Annotated in this window: 11 protein-coding genes; 3 read left to right on the top strand and 8 right to left on the bottom strand. The window is 35.8% G+C overall.

What is annotated here, in order from left to right; genetic code table 11:
- Nucleotides 1–47 precede the first annotated feature (47 nt).
- Nucleotides 48–944 (top strand): DMT family transporter, encoded by an 897-nt coding sequence (locus tag BLS22_RS02460; RefSeq protein WP_090549827.1) that lies wholly within the window; start codon nucleotides 48–50, stop codon nucleotides 942–944.
- Here BLS22_RS02460 and yihA read toward each other — a convergent pair whose 3' ends face one another.
- The 3 genes from yihA to lonB form a co-directional block, all read right to left on the bottom strand.
- Nucleotides 945–1,568 (bottom strand): ribosome biogenesis GTP-binding protein YihA/YsxC, encoded by a 624-nt coding sequence (gene yihA / locus BLS22_RS02455; RefSeq protein WP_090549824.1) that lies wholly within the window; start codon nucleotides 1,566–1,568, stop codon nucleotides 945–947.
- Between the two features lies 1 nt (nucleotide 1,569).
- Nucleotides 1,570–3,909: an endopeptidase La gene (gene lon / locus BLS22_RS02450; RefSeq protein ID WP_090549820.1), complete on the bottom strand. Its 2,340-nt coding sequence runs from the start codon at nucleotides 3,907–3,909 to the stop codon at nucleotides 1,570–1,572.
- A gap of 125 nt (nucleotides 3,910–4,034) precedes the next feature.
- Nucleotides 4,035–5,720: an ATP-dependent protease LonB gene (gene lonB, locus BLS22_RS02445; protein ID WP_330386451.1), complete on the bottom strand. Its 1,686-nt coding sequence runs from the start codon at nucleotides 5,718–5,720 to the stop codon at nucleotides 4,035–4,037.
- Nucleotides 5,721–5,897: 177 nt separating this feature from the next.
- Between lonB and BLS22_RS02440 the strand changes: the two genes are divergently transcribed.
- Nucleotides 5,898–6,446 (top strand): chromate transporter, encoded by a 549-nt coding sequence (locus BLS22_RS02440; protein ID WP_090549815.1) that lies wholly within the window; start codon nucleotides 5,898–5,900, stop codon nucleotides 6,444–6,446.
- Nucleotides 6,433–6,957, top strand: a complete 525-nt coding sequence (locus BLS22_RS02435) for a chromate transporter (RefSeq protein ID WP_090549812.1) — start codon at nucleotides 6,433–6,435, stop codon at nucleotides 6,955–6,957. Before BLS22_RS02440 ends, BLS22_RS02435 begins: the two co-directional genes overlap by 14 nt.
- A 79-nt stretch (nucleotides 6,958–7,036) precedes the next feature.
- Here BLS22_RS02435 and clpX read toward each other — a convergent pair whose 3' ends face one another.
- From clpX to BLS22_RS02410, 5 genes are all read right to left on the bottom strand, one after another.
- Nucleotides 7,037–8,308 (bottom strand): ATP-dependent Clp protease ATP-binding subunit ClpX, encoded by a 1,272-nt coding sequence (gene clpX / locus BLS22_RS02430; RefSeq protein ID WP_090549809.1) that lies wholly within the window; start codon nucleotides 8,306–8,308, stop codon nucleotides 7,037–7,039.
- 24 nt (nucleotides 8,309–8,332) lie between these two features.
- A complete protein-coding gene (clpP, locus tag BLS22_RS02425; protein ID WP_090549806.1) occupies nucleotides 8,333–8,917 on the bottom strand; it encodes an ATP-dependent Clp endopeptidase proteolytic subunit ClpP in 585 nt (194 codons plus the stop codon).
- A 151-nt stretch (nucleotides 8,918–9,068) separates the two neighbouring features.
- The gene (gene tig / locus BLS22_RS02420) at nucleotides 9,069–10,358 is read right to left on the bottom strand and encodes a trigger factor (protein ID WP_090549803.1); all 1,290 of its coding nucleotides are present in this window, start codon (nucleotides 10,356–10,358) and stop codon (nucleotides 9,069–9,071) included.
- Nucleotides 10,359–10,850: 492 nt separating this feature from the next.
- Nucleotides 10,851–11,840: a LacI family DNA-binding transcriptional regulator gene (locus BLS22_RS02415; RefSeq protein ID WP_090549800.1), complete on the bottom strand. Its 990-nt coding sequence runs from the start codon at nucleotides 11,838–11,840 to the stop codon at nucleotides 10,851–10,853.
- A gap of 251 nt (nucleotides 11,841–12,091) precedes the next feature.
- Nucleotides 12,092–13,990: a sensor histidine kinase gene (locus tag BLS22_RS02410; protein ID WP_090549797.1), complete on the bottom strand. Its 1,899-nt coding sequence runs from the start codon at nucleotides 13,988–13,990 to the stop codon at nucleotides 12,092–12,094.
- Nucleotides 13,991–14,033: the final 43 nt, after the last annotated feature.

The raw sequence follows: 14,033 nt of genomic DNA, 5'->3' as shown, positions 1-14,033 counted from the left end.
GTTGTTAAAACTGACGATTAAATATATTTAGAAGGAGTTGAGGTAAAGTGTCTAAACAACTAAAAGCGGATTTGGCATTGTTGGGAGTTGCCATGGTATGGGGGGCTTCTTTTGTTTTGTCTAAAAATTCTTTAGACCATTTGCAAACCTTTAATTTTTTAGCAATACGTTTTTTAATCTCTGCGTTATTATCTTCTTTACTATTTTATAAAAATATCCTCAATATCAAGAAGGATACCCTTAAGTATGGTGTGCTAATAGGTTGTATCCTATTTACTGCCTATGCTTTCCAAACATTAGGGTTGAACTATACAACAGCTTCTAAATCCGGGTTTATTACTGGTTTTTCTGTTGTCATCGTTCCTATATTGTCTGCTCTATTATTAAAGAAAAAGCCCGAGAGAGCTGCTATTGTTAGTGTCTTCCTAGCATTGCTGGGATTAGGGTTTCTGACTTTGGATACTACCCTCACCTTTAATATAGGTGATCTATTAACTTTAATAGGTGCTTTATTTTTTGCCCTTCATATTATTACTGTAGGCAAATATACGGTTAAGGTGGATTCCATCGCTTTAGGCATTGTTCAAATCGCTGTGGTGGGGATATTAAGTACATTATTTACCTTTACAGTGGAAATCCCTGTTTTGCCTAAGGGTGTAGGTGCATGGACTTCTATTTTAATTTTAGCAGTATTTGCTACTTCCTTTGCCTATATTGTTCAGAATGCTATGCAGAAGTTTACATCTCCAACCCATACAGCCCTTATCTATACTGGCGAACCTGTTTTTGCCGCATTATTTGCTTATATACTTGTAGGAGAAGTTCTCACAAAGGGAGGTATCTTCGGAGGAATTTTAATTTTAGCAGGCATGCTTATCGCTGAACTAGATTGGAAATCTTTATTTAATAAACATCAAGAAAAGAAGAAGCTCCAAAGTAGTTAACTACTTTGGAGCTTCTTCTATGGTAATAGGAAGCTGTTTTTCAATAAACAGCTCTTCAATATGGTGCCATGCATCCTCTATCCCCTGTTTTTTCAACGAAGAGACAGGAACAATCTTATCTTCCTTTGACATTTGAAGACTTTGTCGAATCACCTTTAGATGTTTTTGCAGTTGGGATCTTGAAACCTTGTCGGACTTGGTTGCAATGACAATACTGCCAAATCCAAAATGCTTAATCCAGTCATACATCATTTTATCATCATTGGTAGGTTCATGTCTGATATCCACCAATAATATTACTTCCTGAAGGTTTTTTCTATTTGTCAAATAGGTTTCCATAATTTTACCCCAAGAGGCTTTCTCTGTTTTAGATACTTTAGCATATCCATAACCAGGTAAATCTACTAAATAAAATTCCTTGTTAATAATAAAAAAGTTAATTGTTCTGGTTTTACCAGGGGTAGCACTTACTCTAGCCAATTTTTTTCTTCCCAGCATTGTGTTGATGGTGGAGGATTTTCCTACATTTGATCTACCTACTACAGCAATTTCTGGCAACATATCTTCTGGATATTGACTAGGAGCTACGGCACTTATAACAATATCTGAGGTTTTAATCTTCATTTTATATCCCTCTCTTTAGGGCGTGTTCTAGTACTTGATCCATATGATCTACAAGTACAAATTCCATTTTCCGCTTAACATTCTCTGGTACTTCTTCTAGATCCCTTTTGTTTTCTGCGGGTAAAAGTATCTTAGTAATCCCCGCCCTGTTAGCAGCCAATACCTTTTCCTTAATACCCCCAACAGCCAGCACTCTACCCCTTAAGGTGATTTCACCCGTCATAGCCACATCCTTATATACTGGAATATGGGTTAAAGCAGAAATAACTGCTGTTGCCATAGTAATTCCTGCAGAGGGTCCATCCTTTGGTGTAGCCCCCTCTGGTATATGGATATGAATATCTAATTTATTATGGAATGCTGGATCAATTTCTAGATCCTCTACCTTAGATCGGATGTAACTAATACCAGCCCTAGCCGACTCCTTCATAACATCCCCTAGCTGTCCTGTCAATGCCAACTTACCATCCCCCTGCATAGGTGTCACTTCTATAGACAAGGTATCTCCACCTACGATAGTCCAGGCTAATCCTCTAGCTATACCTACTTCATCCTTTTGGTTAGCCATTTCATATCTATAAATAGGATTTCCTAAATATTTTTTTAAATTGGCGGGGGTAATGGAGATTACCTTTAACTTCTCTTCAACTACCCTCTTGGCTACTTTACGACACAGGTTAGCAATCTGTCTTTCCAGATTTCTTACCCCAGCCTCCCTAGTATAATAATTGCTAATATCCCTGAGGGCCTTTTCTGATACCTTTAGGGTGGTGGACTTTAATCCATGTTCTTTAATTTGTTTTGGCAATAGATATTTTGAAGCTATATTTAGCTTTTCTTCTTCTGTATAACCAGGAATCCGTATAACCTCCATCCGGTCTAGTAGAGGTCTTGGTATGGTATCCAAGGTATTGGCAGTAGTTATAAACATCACCTTAGATAAATTAAAGGGCAGTTCCATAAAATGATCGATAAAATCATGGTTTTGCTCAGGGTCCAATACCTCTAATAGGGCTGAAGCTGGATCCCCCCTAAAATCACTGGCTAACTTATCAATTTCATCCAACAGAAATAATGGGTTTTTTGTTCCTGCTTGACGGATGGAGGATATAATTCTTCCAGGAATAGCACCAACATAGGTTCTTCTATGGCCTCTAATTTCTGCTTCATCCCGAACTCCTCCTAGAGACATTCTAACAAATTTTCGATTTAAGGAACGGGCAATAGATTTAGCTATAGAGGTTTTACCCACTCCTGGAGGGCCTACCAAGCAAAGAATAGGGCCCTTCATAGACTTTGCCAGCTGTCGAATTGCTAAATATTCTAAAATTCTTTCCTTGACCTTCTTTAGTCCATAATGGTCTTCATCCAAAATAGCAGCAGATTTTTTCAAGTCCAGTCTATCCTTGGTTTCTTTATTCCAAGGAAGATTTAAAGCCCAATCTATGTAATTTCGAATTACTCCTGTTTCTGCTGAAGCGGGAGAAAGCTTTAATAATCGATCGATTTCCCTATCAATCTTTTCATGGATCTCCTTAGGAAACTTTAGTTTTTTAAGCCTTTCCTTATACTCTGCTACTTCCTCTACTATCCCCTCATCTTCACCTAATTCTTTTTGGATGGCCTTTAACTGCTCTCTTAGATAATACTCTTTTTGTACTTTATTGATTTGCTTTTTTACTCGACTGTTTATTTTCTTTTCTATTTCTAAGATTTGAATCTCCTCTAAAAGGATTTTATAGAGTGTTTCTAGTCTTTCTAAGGGATCAAAGGCTTCTATAATTTCTTGTTTGTCATTTGGTTTAATAAAGATATTAGAAGCTATCGTATCCGCCAATCTCCCAGGCATCTCAATTTCAGAGATGGTGATTAAAATCTCGGGGGAGATTTTATTACTTACCTCCACATACTCTTCAAAGGCATCAATGACGCTCCTCATTAAAGCTTCTGTTTCAGCATCTATTTCCATTTCGTTTTTGTAGGTTTTTTCTTCTACCTCAACTTCAAAGTAAGGGGTTTCCTTTAAAACCTTAGTGATCTTTGCTCTAGAAATCCCCTCCACCAATACTCTAATAGTATCTCCTGGAAGCTTCAGCATCTGCTTAATTTTTGCAATGGTTCCTACCTCATATATGTCTTCTAATTTAGGGGCATTAATTTCGGCTTCTTTTTGAGAAACCAAAAAAACCAGCTGATCATTTACCATAGCTTCTTCCAAAGCATTAATAGACCGTTCTCTACCTACATCAAAATGTATAACCATATATGGAAAAACAGTTAATCCCCTTAAAGGAATTAGAGGGATTGTTCTGGTTGAAATGTTTGTTTCTCTCTCTTCCATAAGTATCTTCTCCTTTTAAAATATTTCACAATTGATTCCATTATATCTTTTCATCCAACTTTTTTCAATATTTTACCCTAATTTCCACCATTATATCAAGACTAAAGAAAAAAAGTAGTCCTAAACTACTTTTTTTCTTTACTTCCTAAAGCCGCTGCAAAGTCAATATTATCAGTGGAAGGAGTCCTTTTATTGGTGGCAGGTTTTTGTGTGGTGGCTAACCGAATGACTTCCTCTATATCCTCCACAGGAATGACTTCTATATTATATTCCTTAAAGCGTTCTTGGTAATTGTCCTTTGGTATCAAGATCCGTGTGCATCCTGCCTCCTTAGCAGCCTCTATTTTTGCTGGAATAGCACCTACAGGCTTTACCCCACCCCTAATAGAGATTTCTCCAGTCATTGCTAAGTAATTGTCTATTGGTTGATTGGTAATGGCGGAATAGATAGCTGTAACCATTGTAATACCGGCTGATGGGCCATCTATAGGTGTACCTCCTGGGAAATTTACATGAATATCGTAATCCTTAGCATCTATTTTTAAAAATTTTTTCATGACCGTAAGTACATTATCTACAGAATCCGAGGCTGTACTTCTTCTTTGAAAACTTCTGCCTGGACCATTGGTTTCTTCCCTATCGATAATTCCTGTTACAATGATCCTGCCCTTACCCTTTGTAGGCAACTGTATCGCCGAAACCTCTATTTCTATTACCATTCCCATATTTGCTCCATATACAGCTAAGCCATTGACAAAACCAATGGAAGGTTTTGCTCCTACTTTTTTACAAGGTCTTGGACTATACTCACCACTTTCCACCACCCATTGTATATCGGTAAGGGATATTTTCTTTCTCCCCTCCGTTAAAGCTAACCCAGTTGTAATCTGAATAATATTTATAGCTTCCCTACCATTACTGGCATATTTTTTTATTTCTTCTATTGCTCTTTCTTCTATTTCAAAGTGACTCTTTTTACAAGCGTTTTTCACAATCAATCCTATTTCCTCGGACTTTAAAGGACGAAAGTAAATTTCTACACATCGGGATCTTAGTGCTGGTGGTAAGTCCCCTGGGGATTTGGTGGTTGCTCCCACTAACCTAAAATCTGCTGGCAATCCTTTTTGAAATATTTCATGAATATGTTGGGGAATATTTTCATCCTCTGCATGATAATAAGCGCTTTCTAAATATACCTTTCTATCTTCTAATACCTTTAAAAGTTTATTGATTTGGACTGGGTGAAGCTCTCCTATTTCATCTAAAAATAATATCCCACCATGGGCCTTGGTGACGGCACCGGGCTTTGGTTGAGGAATTCCAGCTTGACCTAAAGGTCCTGCCCCTTGGTAAATGGGATCATGAACAGAGCCCATTAAGGGATCAGCTATACCTCTATCATCAAATCTTAGTGTAGTGGCATCCATTTCTATAAATTTAGATTCCTCATTAAAGGGAGATAGATCACTTTTTTTAGCTTCTTCTAAAACAACCCTAGCGGCTGCAGTTTTACCTACCCCCGGAGGTCCATATATCAGAACATGCTGGGGATTTGGACTGCATAATGCTGCCTTCAAGGCCTTCAATCCATCCTCCTGTCCAATAATATCATCAAAGGAAGTAGGTCTAGTTTGCTCAGCTAGAGGCATGGTTAAAGCACTTTCCCTTAATTTTCTTAATTTTTCCATCTCTTTTTTTGATTCTTTTTCTATTGCTGATTTATTTCCCTGTTGATTTTTTAATAACCCCAAAAAGTAAAGTCCAATAACTACGGCAAAAAAGAATTGGACTAGAAAAAAAATATTTGGCAAAATATGACCTCCTCTCATTGTCCTATAATTTTAGTATGTGCACAGGAAAGTGAAATATCCTTTAGATATAATTGTTAGTTTAGTCAACAAAAGGTAATTTGTTTCAATTATTTTTATAGGATGTGATATACTAACAATAGTTGTGTTGTAAAATAGAGGGTATTATGGAGGTTTTTTATGAATCACTACTTCAAATTGTTTAATATATTTTTTCGTGTAGGAGCCTTTACCTTTGGCGGTGGCTATGCTATGGTTCCCATCATTCAAAAAGAAATTGTTGAAGCCAATCAGTTAATTGAGGAAAGGGAGTTTTTAGATATCATCGCTGTGGCCCAAAGTTTACCGGGTCCCATTGCTGTCAATACAGCGGTTTTTGTAGGCTATAAGCTAAAGGGAATCTGTGGAGCCATCACTGCTCTTTTAGGCACAGTTTTACCTTCTTTAGTGGTAATCATTCTATTCGCTAGCTTTTATAATAAAATTAAGGATATTACCTTCATTCAACTGTTTTTTCAAGGGGTTCGTCCTGCCATTGTAGCGTTAATTTTTATGTCCGCCCTTAAACTATCAAAATCTATCTCTAAAACCTATTTAAACTTGGCTATAACGATCTTTGCTTTTATAGGTATTGTTTTTTTCAAAATTCATCCTATATTAATTGTCAGCATCTGTGCTGGAGTGGGGTTACTCTACAGAAGCAAGGAGGGTCAACATGGATCTCATTAATTTGTTCTTGGTTTTTTTAAAAATTGGAGCCTTTAGCTTTGGAGGGGGCTATGCCATGCTTCCCCTCATTGAAGAAGAGGTTGTACATATTTATAAGTGGTTGAAACCTACAGAATTTGTGGACATTGTAGCCATATCCCAAATGTCCCCTGGCCCTATTGCCGTCAATAGTGCTACCTTTGTAGGCTTTAGACAGTATGGGGTAATAGGAAGTATTGTTGCCACCTTTGGTGTTGTCTTTGCTTCCTTTTTTCTAGTAACTACATTGGCCCGTATCATCATCAAATACAAAGGTTCCTACCTTGTAGAGGGTATTTTCTTAGGGATACGCCCAGCCGTTATCGGATTAATCGCCTCCGCCTGTGTATCCTTATTTCAAACTTCTATTGTAGATGGTAAAGGCTTTATGATAGGCATAGCAGGATTAATAATCCTATACAAATCTAAGCTTCATCCCATCGGTGTGATTATGCTTTCAGGGGTAATGGGTATTGTTATTTATTCCTTGTAAAATCCACAGGAGAGGAAACCACCAGCCTTCCCATTGATCTAAAAAATCCTAACCCATATGATGGGTTAGGATTTTTTATCTAGGATGCTGATTCCTTCGGCTTTTTTTTACTTTTTGTGTTGGAGCTTTTTAACACGATGGTTGGTTCAGTACCCTTTGCTACAGTATCTTTGGTGATGATGATTTTTTCAATATCATCTCTAGATGGAATCTCGTACATAATATCCATCATCAAACCCTCCATAATGCCTCTTAATCCCCTTGCTCCGGTTTTTCTTTCAATTCCTCGTTTAGCAATAAGTTCTAAAGCAGCTTCTTCAAAATCTAAAGCTACATCTTCAATTTCAAACAATTTCTTGTATTGTTTAACCAATGAATTTTTAGGCTCTGTCAAAATTTGAATTAATGCTGCTTCATCTAATTGGTCTAGGGTCACTACTACTGGTAATCTACCCACAAACTCTGGAATCAAACCATATTTCAATAAATCCTCTGGTTGAATCAACTTTAACAGAGCACCTATGTCTAATTTTGTCTTGCTTACAATTTCTGCTCCAAAACCCATAGAGGTTTTACCAGTACGTTTTTGAATGATTTTATCTATTCCATCAAAGGCTCCACCACAAATAAACAAAATATTGGTTGTATCTATTTGAATAAATTCCTGATGGGGATGTTTTCTTCCACCCTGAGGAGGAACACTTGCTACTGTTCCCTCTAATATTTTTAAAAGGGCCTGTTGTACACCTTCACCACTTACATCTCGAGTGATGGATGGGTTCTCTGATTTTTTCGCTATTTTATCAACTTCATCAATGTAAATAATACCCTTTTCTGCCTTTTCAATATCATAATCAGCAGCTTGAATTAGCTTTAATAATATATTTTCTACGTCTTCACCTACATATCCAGCTTCTGTTAAGGAAGTGGCATCGGCAATGGCAAAGGGAACGTTTAGCAGCTTTGCTAAGGTTTGAGCTAATAAAGTCTTACCAGAACCTGTAGGTCCAATCATAACAATATTACTCTTTTGAAGTTCAACCTCTTCATTTTTAACATCCATGTTTACTCTCTTGTAGTGATTATAAACAGCAACAGCAAGAGCTTTTTTAGCCTGCTCTTGGCCTATAACATACTGAGCTAATATGGACTTAATTTCCTTAGGTTTAGGTAAATCTACTAAATCTAAATCCAGATTTTCATCAAATTCTTCTTGAATGATTTCTTGACATAATTCAATACATTCATCACAAATATATACATTAGGACCTGCAATCAATCTCCTTACTTGATCTTGAGACTTACCACAAAAGGAGCACTTCAATTGCTTTTTATCCTCAAATCTAGACATCTTTACACCTCGCTTAATCCGCAATTATTTTCTTGCGGTTATCACTTCATCAATAATACCATACTCCTTCGCCTCATTAGCTGACATAAAGAAGTCTCTGTCGGTATCCCTCTTAACACGGTCCAATGGCTGACCTGTTCTTTCTGCTAATATATGATTCATAGTATCCCTAGTCTTCAGAATTCTTTCAGCATGAATACGAATATCCTCTGCTTGCCCACGGGTTCCCCCTAATGGTTGGTGGATCATGATTTCTGCATTAGGTAGGGCATATCTCTTACCCTTTGCCCCAGCAGCCAATAGAAACGCTCCCATACTGGCGGCCATACCAATGCAAATAGTAGATACATTGGGCTTAATATAATTCATCGTATCAAAAATAGCCATTCCAGCTGTAATGGAACCCCCTGGACTATTAATATATAGTTGAATATCTTTATCTGGATCTTCTGATTCTAGGAATATTAACTGAGCTACGATTAGTCCAGCAGTTACATCATTTACTTCATCATTTAAAAGAATAATTCTATCTTTTAATAGCCTTGAGTAAATATCATAGGATCTTTCTCCGCGATTGGTTTGCTCAACAACAACCGGTACTAATGCCATATTATCTCTCCTCCCAATATTTATCATCTACTTGTATTGCTAAGTCCCTCCATCTTCATCAAATGAGGGAGGGAGTAAGCATTACATGAAGTAAATTCAACTATAATTCACAAGAATAAAAACTTTCCCTGAATTAAGTGTTGCTTTATCTTTATGCTATTTGGGCATTTGCTACTAGGAAGTCAATCGTTTTTCTCACAACGATATTATCTTTAATATAAGTCATATCTTCTTCTCTTAAAGTTTCCTTTAATTTATCAACTTCTTGCTTATATTGTTCTGCCATCTTTTCAACCTCTTGATTTACTTCTTCTTCCGTAGCTTCGATAGCCTCTAATTCACTGATTTTTTCTAGTACTATTTGTGTTTTTACCCTTTTAACAGCATCGTCACGCATTTGATTTCTTAAATCTTCTTCTTTTGCACCTGTCATATTGTAGTAATATTGTAGGTTCAAGCCTTGATAGCTTAAAGAATATTCAAAATCCCTTAACATGTTATCGATTTGTCTTTCAACTACTGCACTAGGTAGATTTATCTCCACTTTGTCAATAGCTGCATCTACTACTTTATTTCTTAGTTCCTGCTCTGTTTTATTTTTAGCTTGCTCTTCTAATCTCTTTTTAACATCTGCCTTCAATTCCTCTAGGGTGTCAAACTCAGATACGTCCTTAGCAAACTCATCGTCTAAAGCCGGTACTTCTTTTTCTTTAATTTCATGGATCTTCACTTCAAAAACAGCTTCTTTTCCTGCTACATCTTTACCATGATAATCCTCTGGGAAGGTAACCTTTACTTCTACTTCATCACCTGTATTTTTGCCAATTAATTGTTCTTCAAAGCCTTGAATAAATTGACCTGAACCGATGTTTAAGCTTTGCTTTTCTGCAGTTCCACCTTCAAAGGCTACTCCATCGATCATTCCTTTATAGTCGATTATTACCATATCGCTGTCCTGCACAGGTCTATCTTCTACTGCAATCATTCTAGCATTTTTCTCTAGTAAACTATCTAACTCTTTTTGGATATCCTCTTCCTGTACATTATACTCTTTTTTTTCTACTTCTATACCTTTATAATTTTCTACTACAACCTCAGGCATGATTTCGACACCAACTGTAAGAACTACATCTTGACCTTTTTGAATTTCTTCTAGGTCTTCTATAGATGGACGATCTACAGGATTAATACCATGCTCCTCTAAGGCTTTGTCATAAGCGTCTGGGAAGGTAATATTAATTGCTTCCTCATAAAATATCTCTGTTCCATAGTTCAGTTCGATAATTTTTCTTGGAGCCTTACCTTTTCTAAATCCTGGAATATTGAATTTCCCTCTCATTTTGTTGTAAGCCTTATTGATTCCTGCTTCAAATGCTTCTGCACCTATTACTACCTTTAATGTAATTTTATTTTCTTCTCTTTTGATTACTTCTGAATGCATCTATGGTCCTCCTCTGTATTTAATTTTACATTTACTATGATGTATATCATTATACTACTAATGTGTTCAATTTAAAAACCAAAAGTTTAAGTAGAAAATGTAGGCTTTTTAAAAAACAAAGCCTAAAAAAAACATCCATAATGATATATTGGATGTTTAACACATATTAGTTTACTTATTATTTTTATACTATCTAATTTAATTATTATTGTCAACATAATTAGGTCTTTTTTATTCTACATTTTTAATTATTTTTTAATTTGTTTTCCCTATATATTTTTTTCCCCTACTGTTTTACTGCCACTGCCTCTAGGAGTTTGCTTCTATATTTCCTTATTATCCCTTAATGCCAAAACTAATGCTTATGCAATCTGTAATAGTAAGGTAGCTTTTGTTCCAGTCTATTCCTAGTAAAATCCTTCTTCTTACATTTAATTGTTTGCTATATTTCACGATGAAATATACATCCTGTTTCCTAAGAGCAGTATTTGATTAGCTACTTTCCCTTTCAATAAAACTGTAGTTTAATAATACCTTTCTATCCTCTAACATTTCTTCATTTAATATTTTTGTCAATACCCTCATACCTATAGCACCCATTTCATACATAGGCTGAGCTACAGTAGATAAGGAAGGATATACCTTTCCCGCCATATCAATATTATCAAATCCTACAATTGCCAGTTCTTTTGGAATGTCGATATCCCTCTCAAGAGCTGCCCGTATAACTCCTATGGCCATCTCATCACTTGCAACAAATATGGCTGTTGGTCTATCTTCTGTATCTAACAGCTTTTTTCCTCCTTCATAACCACTTTTAAATCGGTAGCCTCCTTCTATCACCAATCCTTCATTATATTCCAGCCCTGCTTCCTTTAAAGCCTCTATATAGCCTTGTTTTCTAGCTACACCAATAACAGGGTCATAGGCCTTTCCAGTAATTATTGCAACCTTTTTATGACCTTTTTTAATTAAATAGCTAACGGCATCTTTGCTGGCTTGTAGGTTATTGATGGTCACAGAAGGCATATCACCATAATCGGTACCAATTAATACAATAGGTATGTCACAGGCTTCAAATCGCTTTGCCAGATCTTCTCTAATAATATTCCCCATAAAAATGATACCATCTACCTGTTTTTCCTCTAATATCCCAAAGTATTGTATTTCCTTTTCCTGGTCTAAATCCGTATTGCAAAGAAATATGTTGTACTCATACATATTGGCTACATCCTCTACACCTCTAACTACTTCAGGAAAAAATTGATTAGATATATCAGGGATCATGATACCTATTGTCTTGGTGTTTTTAATTTTTAAACTCCTTGCAATAGCATTCGGTTTATATCCCAATTCTTCAACTGCTTCTATAACCTTTGCCTTTGTTTTAGGTCTTACTGCCTTACTGTCGTTTATTACCCTCGATACTGTGGAGATAGACACGCCAGCCTTCCTCGCCACATCCTTTATATTAAACTTCATTAAATCTTCACTCCCTCTAGTTTCTCTTACCTAATAATTCTATCCAATTTTATACCTTTCATCAATCTGTGTCAATTTCCTATTGATTTTTACTCCCTGCTTTTTTTATCCTTCGGTATATTGCTAAGACTCTCGCTTCTTAAGCGGAATATATTTTTACAAAGTCTATTGATGAACCAAATTATAGACACAAATCCTTTGTTTACTGATGTTGATTATAAAGATGATTTTCTTCTAAGATCAACCTTTATTCATTTACAGCAGATATCAGAAAATTCAATGCTAATTCGTTCCAGCTGGCTTGGCTCTAGGCCCTCCTCTTTTACTTCTCCATCTTCTTCTAAATAGTTGACGGGAAGCTGAATCTTAAAGGTGCTTCCTTTACCGCATTGACTTTCAAGGGATATGCTGCCACCATGCATTTCTACTAAGGCTTTTGTTAAGGGTAACCCGAGACCACTTCCTTCACAGCTTCTTGTAAGTAAATCCTCCACCTGTCTAAACTTTTCAAAAATAATGTCCTGCTTATGTTTGGGAATACCTATACCTGTATCCCTTATAAGGATGATAACCCTATCATCCTTATCCTCCACCATTATGTCAATTTTTCCTCCAGGTTTTGTGGATTTTATGGCATTGGATAATAAATTTAATATAATCCGTTCTATTTTATCTGGATCACATATTAAGTATTTTTCCTCCACCTCCGTATCAAATTGCAGGGTAATGTCTCGGTTTTTCATATAATCACTTACCGATAATGTGGTGTCTTCTATTACCTTGACAATATTATTTTTAGAGGCATTAAGCTGAAAAAAACCGGAATCAATCTTTGTCATATCAATGAGATTGTTGGCTAACTTCAATAACCTATAGCAGTTTTGCTTAATCACCTTTGCCTGTTTCCTTTGATTGCCATAGGAGTCTATACCCCTATCAGCTAGCTCCATTAGCTGTATACTGCCTAAAATTACATTTAATGGAGTCCTCAATTCATGGGATATATTGCCTAAAAATTCTGTCTTTAAGTTATCGTATTCCAGCTTTTCTCTTAAACCTTCATTAATTTTCTTCTCTTCATGAAGGTTATCCACCATTTCATTAAAAGCCTTAGCTAAATCCATAATTTCATTGGGACCCTCTACTTTGATATGAGATAACATCTGGTTCTCAGTCATATTGTTTATATCTCCTTTGATTGTATTGAGGGGTTTCATCATCCTTTTATTTAAATAAAAGGCTAACAGGAGAATGCAAACAACTGATATGCTTATGGCTTTAAATCCATTTGTGTAAATAATTTTCAGTGTAGAAAGATAAGTTTCCCTTGAACTTATTAATATTAACTCTCCTATTTTTCCATCGTCTATATCTTTTATGTCGGTAGTGGACAAAATTTTATCCTGTTTTGTCATCATGATTTTTTCCTCTTGTAGCTGATCCATCATCCCCTTAATGTAAGTCTTCATTACCAATGCTTTTTTACTTTGGGTATAAGGAGCAATCAAGTCATCTTTATGGTATAAATATATGCTATAGCCATATTCCCTTTCAATATCAAGCAACATTTGTGGCGTTAGCTTTTTGCCAAAAATAAGTATGCCATTTGATTTTAGACCTTTGTTAAAGGGGGAGATTGGTGCAATTGCCATAACATATATATCTTCATCATATGTTATGAATCCATGGAGAACCCTGTCTTTATTTGTGGCAGAAAAAACATTTTGTATTTTTTCAATTTCTAATAAAGGAGTATGATCCCGTTCCCATAGTCCATATTCATAAATTATTTCTTTGTTATTGTTAATTGCCAGGGCTAAATCAACACTATGTTCATAATAAAGAGGTGTTTTGAAATTTTTGTCAAACCACATCTTGTCCTTTTCCTCTATTTTATAATAGGTATCTTCAAAAAAGGCATAGTCTTTTATTAGCTTTGTCAACATTTCCCCCTTAAAGGCAAAGATATCCCCTACATGATCTAATTCATTTTGAATTTTTTTTTCTTCTAATTCAGCAAATGTTTTTGAAATAGCTATATTGTTGAAAACCCAATAAAACATTAGGGGTATCAATGCCACAAAAATCAAAGCAAAGCCTATCTTCAATTCCATTGTGTTGTATTTTTTTCTATGCCCTTGTCCTTCCATCGCTATATCTTCTCCCACTTGTTTGATAAATTCCAACACCAAT

It is taken from the genome of Natronincola ferrireducens (assembly GCF_900100845.1).
Lineage (GTDB): Bacteria > Bacillota > Clostridia > Peptostreptococcales > Natronincolaceae > Natronincola_B > Natronincola_B ferrireducens.
This window is presented reverse-complemented; position numbering and strand designations above follow the sequence as displayed.